The organism is Oceanobacillus sp. FSL K6-3682, from assembly GCF_037976165.1.
GTDB classification, from domain to species: Bacteria; Bacillota; Bacilli; order Bacillales; family Amphibacillaceae; genus Oceanobacillus; species Oceanobacillus sojae.
This window is the reverse complement of record NZ_CP150263.1, coordinates 3845735-3857779: the sequence shown is the minus strand read 5'-3', so window position 1 is coordinate 3857779 and position 12045 is coordinate 3845735. Positions and strand designations below refer to the sequence as shown.

The following is a 12045-nucleotide window of genomic DNA, read 5'->3' as shown; positions in this document are numbered from 1 at the left end:
AAAAGCAATACCTAATAAAAGTGAAGAGTCACTTATTAAGTATTGCCTGATTTAACAGTTACAATTTTCATTTATTTAATTAAGTATTCGATTAATATGAAGAATCAAGTAGAATCTCTCTTCATTATGGATTTTTATTTCTAATCGTTTTTCTAAATATATTATGATTTTATCGACACAAGCAGATAGCTTTGGATATTTCATATCAATATCCTCAAGCAAGTTAAAATTTTTTGAAGAAGGATGCTCATCCGCAAAAACTCTTCTTAAAAAAAACCTTAAATGTAATACAAATCGAGAAAAATAGGAGGAATCCTCATTGAGTTCCATATTAAAATGAAAGCGTATCATAGTTATAATGTCATGAATAATTTCTGTACTCAATACTGTCTGTTGCATCTCTTGACCATTTTGTTGGGCATTTACAAAATGAAGTGTAATAAAAGCTGCTTCATCTTCAGATAACATCATATTTTCATAGTAATGTATAATTTTCAATGATTCTAAGGCTGCTTCATATTCTTTTTTGTAAAATTGTTTTATCTCCCATAGCAACTCATTTTTAATTTTCGTATGATTTTTATTTCTTTCCAATGCATAAGTAATATGATCAGCTAACCCTATATAGACACTCTCATCAAATTTTACACCTAATTTTTTTTCAGCAGCTTCTACCATTCTATTTGTCAATTCTAAGTGATTGATAGGAATTTCATCTAATAGTTTAAAAAAACTGTTCATCGTTTGAGCAGATTGCAGAACAAATAATTTTTCAATCATAGAATTTTCTATTTGATCTCCAATCTTCTTATTAAAAGCAACTCCTCTACCGATAATAATATGCTCCAGATTTCGAGAATTTTCAGCGAGCACAACATTATTATTATAAACCTTCTTAAGTTTCAAAATGAATTCACCCCCCTATCAATAAACTATAAAAATGAAAAAAACAAGACCAACTAATATAGCCACAGTTAAACAAAGTGCCATACATTAATTTGATCTTGCCTGTGAGATACAGTTACAATTCAAAGATTAATTAAGATTATTTAATTATAGCTAAATCTTAAACATAAAACACTTACTTGTCAATATTAAAAAAGTTGAAATTATATTTTATACAGAATGGTGATATGCATTATTTCTGAAAATCATCGTAGTTATAAACCTTTTGTTTACAAATAATAAGAACGGGGAATTGTAATTGAAAGAAGAAGTGAGGAGGTCAGACGATGCTTTGGACGATTATCGTTATCATTTTAGTTTTATGGCTGCTGGGCTTCATTGGAGGAGTAGCCGGAAATCTTGTTCATATATTACTGGTTGTGGCTTTAATCATACTGATTGTCAAGCTTTTAACTGGTCGGGCGCCTTAGATACATTTGATAAAAATTTTTAAAATGAAGAGATGAAACTGCAGGAGCCCATCATATTGATTTTAATATGATGGGCTCCTGCATATAAGAAAGTATATACATAAGATAAGGAATAATTATATTTTTCATTTAAAACTTATTTTGATTTCAAAAGACTTAAGGGTCTGCTGGAATCTCATTCGGTATCCAGTCTTTTATAATAATTTCTTGTAAAGATTTTATAGAAGTTTCATAATCAACATAATCTGATAAAAATTCACTTGTATTAGTTTCATAATCTTCTTTAAAGGCATCATTATTAATAATTTCTTGTAATACATCAAAAAATCTAAAGCCCACTTGACAAGAATATGTTTTTTTGCCTGTCCTCCTGGTTTCTATTACTTGTTTTAGAAGAGGTAATAAATTCTCTGTATCAATTTGGTTACTTTTATAAATCATATGGATATCGTATATATGTCTTGATTTTCTAGAATAATCTTTATCATAATGGTAATCACAAACTGCGAATAACTTGTCCAAAAAAGTCCGGTCAATAGATTGGATACGCATAGTAAATGGCTGCAAATTATAATCATCAATTATGTTAGTTAAATATTCTTTCTTTAAAAATTTTGTTATGTAGTTACTGACATGTTTAATTTCGTATGGGAAAGATCTATAAGCCAGCATTGTTTCGATAAGAATATGGTCTAACATTTGTGAATTAACTCTATCAGTATAAACTGAATTATAACCTAGTCTATACTGATTAAAAATCCTCCCTAAACGTATAGGTTCACTATTTAACAAGGTAAATCCCAATTTTTCTCCTGTCTTTCTAATAGAGTTTTTCAATGGTTCCTGAATCCTTCTTAGAGGACCGCTTGTTAACTTGTCCGCTTCAAAATCAATAGTCAAATCAATATCCTCGGAAAAACGATTAATGGCATCGTAGCATTTAGAAAGAGAGGTACCGCCTTTAAATATTATATTTGGCGCAACCTCCTGTAGATGTTTTAAAAATAATGAAACGTAATAATCTTTTTCCACTTGAAATGGCTGTAAGTTAAAATCATCAGATGCAGCTTCAATTATTTCCTGAAATACTGATTTATTTTCGTGTAAATTCATTGTAAAGCTCCATTTCTAATAAGTTTTCCAAAGCTTTTCTTGGATAGAATTTTATATAAGGTTTGAAGTCACTTGTAACGATATTAGCATTTTTTAGATAATCATTTATTAGACTAATAGAATTTTCTAAGGGCATCTCGCTAACTTGATCAAAGTCATTTAATAAATCTAATATTTGTAATAATTTATAGTTCTCGTTATTAATTTTAACTCTTGGCTTTTTTAACTTAATTCTTTTTTTACCAAGTGTTATTGTATGTTCCGGTCTCCCTGTTTCATTCGTTACAACGGTTGTTACACTAGCCGTTTGAGAGGTTAAACCAAGCCGATTTGCAAAATTAATTCCAGTAATATAACCTACTACACTTTGATCGATTGATTTAATATATTTTCTTGTTATCACTTTATCAATATTTACACGGGGTTTTTTTAAAATACTGTTAGTTCTTTGTACATAATAAATACCATCTTTTACTTTAATCAAATCACCTTTATCAGATAATCTTTTCAAATTTTGGCGTAAGGTCCCATCTGGCATATTCATGCGATTTTTCAATTCTTTTGTGAATACAGGTTCGTCGTATCCGTATTCTTCTAGAATGACTTCATATACTCTGTTCACCTTACATCCCTCCTTCTTTAACACGTTTATTATACCATTAAATAAATGATGAAGTAACGAATTAATCAATATTAATTTCCTAAACGTTACATTAAGGATTTAAGTATCCAAATTAAATACTTATTATGCCCATCAGAAGACATTCTATTCCTTTTTGATAAAGTATCTATCCCAGCTAAACCTTTCAATATATAATAAAGATTTAATCAAAGCTTCCTAACTTGCTAGGAAGCTTTTCGGACAGGCAGTCGTACCGTTCCACGCTAATGCGTGGAACGTTTCTTAATTAAGTGTAATTGTACACGTTACGCAGTAAAACGGTATGAAAAAGCACAGAACAAGAAATGCCACAAAGGTGAAAAACCTTACTTGGAGATGCTCATACAACCCAAGAAGCCTAATCTAGAGCATTGTTGTGAAGCAATGTTTGAAGGAGATACGGAAAATCGAGAGACCCGTAGGCGAAAAGCACAGACCCAAATGGGAAACCGTGAAACACAAAGGCGGCGTGGCAGATTGACGACCGAGCGAAAAATCTGGGAAGTCTCAATTAGAATACCTTTAGTCAAAGTTATGAGCCGACAAAAAGGAGTCTGTCATGTGATGGTGTTGGGTATGTACATGAAGGGCGGTACGATGACCCTGTGAGGACTCTATCTCACCTATGGTACAAGGGCGATATTCTATAAGGGACATCCGAAGTGAACATTGCGGATAGAGTAGTCAGACGTTCTCATAGTACGGAAGTAGGGGAATGACCTGTGGCTTTACCTCCTGTAAACATGTGTAATGAAAACAGTCACGTTACTTTGTAAAACAGGCTGGACGTACAGATTGAAAGGAAGTGAAATGTGCATGAACCAAGAATTGAAATTAAAATGGCACAGTTTCTATGGACAAATTCTAAAGTATGAAAAACATGAGGGCTGATCAGTCAGTAATGCCCGATTTGTTTGGACTTAGAGGGCACAAGTCGCAGCGTCTATACTTAATGTATACATAATTAGTTTCAATTGAACTTACCAGGTGAAGAAGTATCGTAAATTTGTACCAACCGTTGCTTTAAGTGGTCATCCTTCTGAATTTAGGTGATTCGTCAAAGAGAAGTAGAAATGAGAATTCGGGTTGAAGCTTTTAAGCTTATAAACGTAATTTTATATTTTATTTTTGCAGTGTGAAGACAAAAATAGTGAAATAAAAATTCGAAAATTTTATATAATATATTGAATTTTTATTTCATATGGTATAAGATAAATTATAATCAATTTAATAAAGCGCTTACAAAGGGAGGAAAGAAATGCTTGACGATTTAACTACAGAAAAACGAAATGAGAAAACTATGAATCTTGATGAGATGTCAACAGAAGCATTCTTGAAAATCATGAACGATGAAGATGCAAAAATAGCTTATCTTATAAAAGAAAATATCCTATATATAACAGAAGCTGTAAATAATATTATTACTTCATTAAAATCTGGTGGCAGACTGATTTACTTAGGCGCAGGGACCAGTGGAAGACTTGGTTTACTTGATGCTGTTGAGTGTCCTCCTACGTTTGGAACAGATCCCAAAGAGGTCATCGGTTTAATTGCTGGAGGTAATGAAGCTTTTGTTCAAGCAGTAGAAGGAGCGGAAGATAGTGAAGAATTAGGCAGAAATGATTTACAATCTATTCATCTAACGGATTCAGATATTGTAGTTGGCATTGCAGCAAGTGGACGAACACCTTATGTTATAGGTGGTCTTCAATATGCTGATGATATAGGTGCAGCCACTGTTGCTGTCAGTAGTAATAGGAACTCTATGATTGGAAAAGTTGCTAAAACAAAAATTGAGATTGATTGTGGGCCGGAGGTTTTAAGCGGTTCAACAAGATTAAAAGCGGGGACGGCGCAAAAAATGATTTTAAATATGCTGTCAACAGCCTCAATGGTTGGTGTTGGAAAAACATATCAAAATTTACTGGTAGATTTGCAACCAACTAATGAAAAACTTAAAGAAAGAGCAAAAAAAATTGTTATGGAAGCAACACAATGCGATTTTTCAACAGCCGAAGCATATTTGAAAATGGCTAACTATGAAACAAAGACGGCTATTATTATGTTATTGACTGATTTATCCTATGATGAGGCTGTTGAGTGTTTGAAGAAAACAGAAGGTTCCGTCCATAAGACATTAAAAGAATAAAAAGAAAGGTGTGAAATCACAGTGGCAGTGATGGAGAAATTAACGTATGTTATTGAGGAAAAAGTTGCTCCGCCCTTAATACGGATATCTAGAAATAGATACCTAGATTCAATCCAAAAGGCTTTTATAACATTGATGCCATTTATTATTCTTGGATCGTTTTTTGTACTTTTAGGTTCTTTTCCAGTCCAAGCCTGGCAAAATTTGATTGAACCAATTTCTGGACATTTGTCCAGTGCAAATAATGCAACGATGGGGCTGCTGTCTATTGGTCTTGCAACAGGAATAGGGTATTTTTTGTCGAGTTTTTATAATCAGCACGGTGAAAAGGTAGATCCATTTTCAGGTGCTATGATTAGTTTGTTTAGTTTTTTAATTCTATTTCCTGTTGGTGTAAGCGAGGAGATAGGTGCCTATTTACCAGCCGATAATCTTGGGAGTACTGGTATGTTTACAGCTATCATTGTTGCAATTATCAGTACAGAAATTCATCGTTACTTAATTAAAAAAGACATTGTTATAAAAATGCCTGAGGGTGTACCGCCGATGGTTACAAATGCTTTTACTGCTTTAATACCAGTATTCGCTACCATGGTGCTTTGGTGGATTCTGCGTTATATACTTCAAGTTGATGTTGCTGCTGTGATTATGGCTGGATTTGAACCAATCATTGCAGGAGGGACAAGTGCTGTTGCTCAATTTGGTGCTTTTTTTGTTGATCGTATCCTATGGTTTGTTGGAATTCACGGTAGTAATGTAGTTGGTTCAGTAATGACACCTGTTTGGATAGACATGCTCGGAGCAAACACTGCAGCTGCAGACGCTGGGGAAACAGTCCCATACATTGCCAGCGCACAATTTATGGCTGAGTTTGTCAGAGTAAGTCCGTTGCCGTTGGTTGTCCTCATGATGATGTCAGCTGTTAAAAGATATAAAACTTTAGGAAAGTTAGCACTTGCTCCATCCATCTTTAATATTGCAGAGCCGATTATGTTTGGGCTGCCAATAGTTTTAAATCCCATTCTATTTGTTCCATGGGTATTTGGTCACTTATTCCTATTTATATTCAGCTACTTCATAATTTCTATTGGACTAGTGCCAGCTCCCTTCGCTGCAATTCCATTTACAGTTCCAGGGCCTATTGCCGGCTATCTTGGAACAGGTGGAAGCTGGGCAGGTGCTTTGCTTGCTACTGTTAATCTTGTCATTATGTTCTTTATTTGGCTTCCATTTTATAAGGTTTTAGAAAAACAGACATTAAAAGAACAGCATGAAAATGAAAAACAAAGCACGGACTAATTTTAAGATGAGGTGATAAAGAAATGGACTCTGTGAAGATTAGAAATTATAGAGATAATGATGAAGAACAAGTTATTAAAGTGTGGAATCAATGTCTGACGAAAGATCCGGTTAGTTCAAATATCTTCCATAAAAAAATATTATTAGATCCAAATTTTGATCCAGAATTATGCTTAGTTGCAGAGAATGAAAATGGCTCAGTGATTGGTTACTGCCTTGGAATGGTTCGCAAATTCCCCTATGAGGATAGGGGGATGGAGCCAGAACGGGCATGGATTCCTGTGATGTTTGTTCATCCGGACTATCAACGGAAAAGAATTGGATCGAAGTTAGTGAAAATTATCGAGGAAAAGTTTGAAAATCTGGGGAAAACAAATATAACACTTGGTGCCTATAGTCCGAATTATTTTTTTCCTGGCCCTGACAAGGATGCTTACAGCGGTTCAATTCTATTTTTCGAATCATTTGGATATGAAACGCTAGGAGAAGCGGTGGGAATGGACATGGTTTTATACAATTTTACCATTCCTGAGGAAATCAAAGGGATAAGGGATGGCTTGAAGAAAGAACATGATATCCAGGTTATTCCTTTTTCTAAGAAATACACATTGTCCCTTATAGAGTTTTTAAAAGAGAATTTCTCAGGTGGATGGGTAAGAAATGTTCGTGAAACTTTAGAGAAGTTTAAAGGAGAAGAACGCATTCTCTTAGCAATAGACCAACATTCAAACATTGTGGGTTATTGTCAGCGCGCTATTGATGATTTGGAGGGGCATTTCGGCCCCTTTGGGGTTTCGGAAAAAATGCGTGGGAAAAAAATAGGGAGTGTTTTATTTTATGAAATGTTATGGGACATGTACAGCAGAGGAATTTATCATGTCTGGCTTGCCTGGACAAATGGCGGGGCACAGCGTTTTTACGATCGGGCTGGCATGAAAGTCATGAAACGTCATGCAATAATAAAAAAGATTAAATAAAAGTTAACTAGCTTTATCACGCGGTTTTTAACAGGTTTCACTTGAATATTCTAAAAATAATATTGACTAGGAGGATTTAAATTGAAGAAACAACATCATATTATGGCAATCGGAGCACATGCCTTGGACGCTGAATTAATGGCGGGCCCAGTCTCCATTAAGTATACGAAAGAAGGTCATCAGGCTTCGTTCGTGCATATTACAAGAGGGGAAAGAGGAAATAAGAATAAAACACCAGAGGAATATGGAAGACAATTGGAAGAGGAGATGCCTAAAGTTGCTGAAGCGATGGGAGCAAAATCAATTTGGACTGGCTACGTAGCCGGTCAATTACCTCCCCAAGAAGAGATGGAAATGGACCTTTGTAAATTGTTTAGAGAAGAAAAACCAGATATTATCGTTACTCATTGGAGAGGGAGCCTTCACCCGCGTCATGTCCTGACACATGATATGGTCCTGACAGCTGTGAAAATGGCGGAAAACCCGAATGTCAAAACAGAGCAAGAACCTCACCATGTGGAGCATGTATACTTTGGAGAGAACTGTGAAGATTTGAATGGATTTCTTCCACAAATTTATGTAGATATTAAAGACACATTTGATCAATGGTTTGAAGCAGTTTCACATTATGAATTGTTTAGAACAAATGAGGCGAACGTTCCATATCAAGATTATTACCGAACCATGGCAACTATGAGAGCAATAGAAGTTGGTAATAGAAATCTTGCTTCTAAGGCGTTTATGCTCGCGACAAGGAAACAAGACTATTTACATTAATAAGGTAGGAGGATTACAATGATTGGCATTTCCGTTTATCTGTCAAAGGAAAACGAAGAATTTAATCAAAAATGGATTGAAAAAGCAGCCCGAAATGGGTTTTCCTCCATTTTTACATCACTTCATATTCCGGAAGATGATACAAAGTCTTATAAAGCATTACTTTTTCATCTGGGCAGTGAAGCAAAAAAACACCAAATGGATTTATTTGCTGACATCTCCCCCAAATCTTTTAAATATCTGGACATGGATATAAATAATGTGGATCAATTACTGAAATGGGGGATTACAGGCCTCCGGGTTGATTATGGTTTAAGTTTGGAAGAGATTGTTCAACTATCTAAAAAAATGAAAATCTCTTTAAATGCAAGTACATTAACAGATGAGATTCTGGCAAAATTAATTAATAAAGGGCTAAACGTGGATAATACAGAGGCAGCACATAACTTTTATCCTCGGCCTGAAACAGGATTAGCAAGAGAATATTTTATCGAAAAAAACATATTATTGAAAAAATACCAAATAGGAATATCTGCCTTTGTTGCAGGTGATGAAATAAAAAGAAAGCCATTATATCAAGGCTTGCCAACATTAGAAGAACATCGGGACATGTCACCGGTCCATGCCTGTTTGGATTTAAAGAAAAATGGGCTTGTCGATGAAGTTTATATTGGAGATCCATCCTTAACGGATGAAACACTAGAAAAATTTTCTTTACTTGCAGATGGTATTATCCCAATTAGGTATAGGGGGGAAATCAGGCCGGAATTTGCCGTTTTTCATACGTATTTAGAAAATGTTCAGATTAATCGTCGGGACCCAGCAAGGGACCTGGTCCGTTTTGGGAAATCTCGTATTGATCTCCATTATAATGAAAATTTAAACCCGGCTCATACAACAGACCGTAAAAAGGGATCCATTACAATTGATAATAATAACTATGGCCGATATGCAGGGGAAATCCAAATTACATTAACAGATCTGAATCAAGACGACAAAGTGAATGTAATCGGTGAAGTTATTCCGCAAGATATTCCATTGCTTGATTTTATCGATGGAGGCAGTCAAATTTTATTACAAAAAGTAATGCAGTAATAATATAAAAAAGGAGATGAAGGTTAACGTGAATATTTTATTAGTTTGTAGTGCAGGCATGTCAACGAGTTTATTAGTCACTAAAATGGAAAAAGCAGCTGAGGAACAGGGGAAAGATTATAAAATATGGGCTGTTCCTGAAGCAGAAGCAGCAAAACATATTTCAAATGCTGATGTCGTTTTAATTGGACCACAAATGAGGTTTTGGAGAAAAGACGCTGAAAAGATTGCTCAACCACAAAATATTCCTGTAGATGTTATTGATACGGTAGCCTACGGGATGAACGATGGAACGGCAGTAATAGAATTTGCGGAAAAGCTTGTCAATAAGAAATGAGGCAAAAGAATGGAAGAAATGGAATTATTATATATGCAAATCATTAGTAATGCAGGGACTGCAAGATCACTCATTATTGAAGGATTACAGGAAGCAAGAGAAGGGAACTTTGCAGAAGGTGAGTCAAAAATGGATGAAGCAAATCATTTTTTTATTGAAGCGCATAAAATTCATGGACAACTCATTCAAAAAGAAGCCCAAGGAGAAGAAGTTCCGTTTTCTCTATTATTCATGCATGCTGAAGACCAATTGATGAGTACGGAAACGATTAGGCATTTGTCAAAGGAAATGTTTTTCATGTATACAAAGATGCATGCAAATAATAAATAAGGGCAGTCATGTTAAAGTAAAGATTTGAAAAACCAAAATATTCTATCTTCAAATCTTACCTCAAATCATGCGCTTTAGACCTTTTGTATTAGTGAAAGTACTTTGAATTAATAAGAAAAGTTGTGTTCCTTCTCTAAGGCTCACAGCTTTTCTTATTATGAAACGATAATAATTTTACATTTATAGAAACATGATTATAAAATCCGTGATGAAAGAGGTGTTTCCGGCTTGAATAAAGCAGCTGGTCAATTATTAATAGTTGGATTTGAAGGAAAGCAGATTACTCCTGAGGTGAAAGAATTAATTAATACCTATTATGTAGGAGGTATTATTTTATTCACTCGTAATATTGGTACCTCTGCTGAAGTATTAAATTTGACAACGAACTTGCAAAAAGAAGCTAAAAAAGCTGGTTATAAATACCCGCTATTGATATGCGTGGATCAGGAAAATGGGATTGTGCGCCGTTTGGATGAAGGGACGACAATATTTCCTGGGGCAATGGCTCTGGGCGCTACGGATAACATTAGTAATGCATATGAAATTGGCTTTGCGACAGGGAAAGAATTACTTGGATTAGGGATAAATTGGAATCTGGCTCCTGTTTTAGATATAAACAATAATCCTAAAAATCCAGTGATAGGTGTCCGCTCATTTGGTGAGTCAGCTGAAAAGGTGGCACAATTTGGAAGAGAGACAATAAGAGGAATGCAAGAGGCTGGGCTAATAACTACCTTGAAACATTTTCCGGGACATGGTGATACGGATGTTGATTCCCATCTTGATTTACCTGTAATATCCCATGATCTTCAAAGATTGGAAAAAGTAGAATTGAAGCCATTTAAAGAGTGTATTGCAGCAGGTGCTGATACAATTATGACAGCACATATCTATTTCCCTGCAATCGAATCAAAAGCAGATTTGCCTGCAACGTTATCTAGAAAAGTTGTTACAGGTTTACTAAGGGAAAAACTCCGTTATAACGGAGTAATAACAACTGATTGTATGGAGATGGACGCTATCTCTCAAACAATTGGGACTGAAAAAGGAGCCGTTGCTGCTGTGAAGGCAGGAGTTGATTTCGTCATGATATCACATACTTTTGAACGTCAAAAAGGTGCAGTAAAGGAGATTATAAACGCAATAGATTCTGGCGAGATTGATATGAATTATATAACAGATGCCAATAGAAGAATACAAAGCTTAAAAGAAAAGTATCTTGATTGGGATAACATACAGCTTGATGACGTAAAAGTCCCCCCAATTGTAGGTGGTAATGAACATAAGGAGCTTGCCGCAGAAGTTTACCGGAATAGTACAACCATTGTTAAGAATGATGGTTTACTCCCATTAGATATAAACGATAAGGTTCTAGTTCTTTATCCCGAAAACGATGAAATGGTGCGGGTAGAGGATCGAAGAAATATGGAATTTAATTTAGGAGAAGCAGTTCTACGGTACCAACCATTTGCTGATGTAGAACAATTGAATAACAAGATATCAATCGATGAAATCAATGAGATGGTTAAGAAAGTAAAAAAATATGATTCTATTATTATAGGCACTTTATCCGTGGCGGTAGAAAGTAGCCAATTAATGCTTATAAAAAAACTAATAGAAATTGGCGCCTATGTAGTGGTTGTGGCGATGAAAAATCCTTATGTTTTAAGGTATTTCCCAAAAGTGCCTGCTTATCTTAATACGTATGAATTTACTCCTTGTGCATTGGAGACAGCTGCAGGTGCGATCTTTGGAAAGAAAGAAGTGAATGGGAAACTACCAATTACAATTCAGAATCAGTAATCTCAGTTACTAAGAAAAGTTTAAAGTTTAGAAGAAATATATTAAGAGAGATTTAATTGATATCAGAAAAAATTTAACTATTGACCTGTATACGTTTAGTAATAGCTAAAAAGGTTTCTTGATTTGAC

General features: G+C 34.8%; 12 protein-coding genes. 9 read left to right on the top strand and 3 right to left on the bottom strand.

The features are described from left to right. Positions 1-75: 75 nt before the first annotated feature. Positions 76-906, bottom strand: a complete 831-nt coding sequence (locus MHH51_RS18905; protein ID WP_156984997.1) for a PRD domain-containing protein — start codon at positions 904-906, stop codon at positions 76-78. 326 nt (positions 907-1232) lie between these two features. On the opposite strand from MHH51_RS18905, the gene MHH51_RS18900 reads away from it, so the two are divergent. After that, entirely contained in the window at positions 1233-1376 is a 144-nt protein-coding gene (locus MHH51_RS18900) for a lmo0937 family membrane protein (RefSeq protein ID WP_139344732.1), read from the top strand. A 156-nt stretch (positions 1377-1532) separates the two neighbouring features. Here the strand turns inward: MHH51_RS18900 and MHH51_RS18895 are convergent, their stop codons facing one another. Further along, the gene (locus MHH51_RS18895) at positions 1533-2489 is read right to left on the bottom strand and encodes a nucleotidyl transferase AbiEii/AbiGii toxin family protein (protein WP_339282955.1); all 957 of its coding nucleotides are present in this window, start codon (positions 2487-2489) and stop codon (positions 1533-1535) included. After that, a complete protein-coding gene (locus MHH51_RS18890) occupies positions 2470-3111 on the bottom strand; it encodes a DUF6088 family protein (protein ID WP_339282953.1) in 642 nt (213 codons plus the stop codon). Before MHH51_RS18890 ends, MHH51_RS18895 begins: the two co-directional genes overlap by 20 nt. 1297 nt (positions 3112-4408) lie before the next feature. Here MHH51_RS18890 and murQ point away from each other — a divergent pair. The 8 genes from murQ to nagZ all read left to right on the top strand — a co-directional run bounded on the left by murQ (position 4409) and on the right by nagZ (position 11917). Beyond that, positions 4409-5299 carry an N-acetylmuramic acid 6-phosphate etherase gene (gene murQ, locus MHH51_RS18885; protein ID WP_339282951.1) on the top strand — a complete coding sequence of 297 codons (891 nt, stop codon included), beginning with the start codon at positions 4409-4411 and terminating at the stop codon, positions 5297-5299. A gap of 30 nt (positions 5300-5329) precedes the next feature. Then, positions 5330-6598 carry a PTS transporter subunit EIIC gene (locus MHH51_RS18880; RefSeq protein WP_339286324.1) on the top strand — a complete coding sequence of 423 codons (1269 nt, stop codon included), beginning with the start codon at positions 5330-5332 and terminating at the stop codon, positions 6596-6598. Between the two features lie 23 nt (positions 6599-6621). Continuing rightward, entirely contained in the window at positions 6622-7575 is a 954-nt protein-coding gene (locus tag MHH51_RS18875; RefSeq protein ID WP_339282949.1) for a GNAT family N-acetyltransferase, read from the top strand. An 81-nt stretch (positions 7576-7656) separates the two neighbouring features. Continuing rightward, positions 7657-8352, top strand: coding sequence for a PIG-L family deacetylase (locus MHH51_RS18870; protein ID WP_339282947.1), 696 nt, complete (start codon positions 7657-7659; stop codon positions 8350-8352). Positions 8353-8370: 18 nt separating this feature from the next. After that, positions 8371-9447 (top strand): MupG family TIM beta-alpha barrel fold protein, encoded by a 1077-nt coding sequence (locus tag MHH51_RS18865; RefSeq protein WP_339282945.1) that lies wholly within the window; start codon positions 8371-8373, stop codon positions 9445-9447. A gap of 28 nt (positions 9448-9475) precedes the next feature. Further along, positions 9476-9784, top strand: a complete 309-nt coding sequence (locus MHH51_RS18860; protein WP_077601696.1) for a PTS sugar transporter subunit IIB — start codon at positions 9476-9478, stop codon at positions 9782-9784. 9 nt (positions 9785-9793) lie between these two features. Further along, a complete protein-coding gene (locus tag MHH51_RS18855; RefSeq protein WP_339282942.1) occupies positions 9794-10114 on the top strand; it encodes a PTS lactose/cellobiose transporter subunit IIA in 321 nt (106 codons plus the stop codon). A 228-nt stretch (positions 10115-10342) separates the two neighbouring features. Further along, complete coding sequence (gene nagZ, locus MHH51_RS18850; protein WP_339282940.1) at positions 10343-11917, top strand: beta-N-acetylhexosaminidase; 1575 nt, start codon at positions 10343-10345, stop codon at positions 11915-11917. Positions 11918-12045 lie beyond the last annotated feature (128 nt).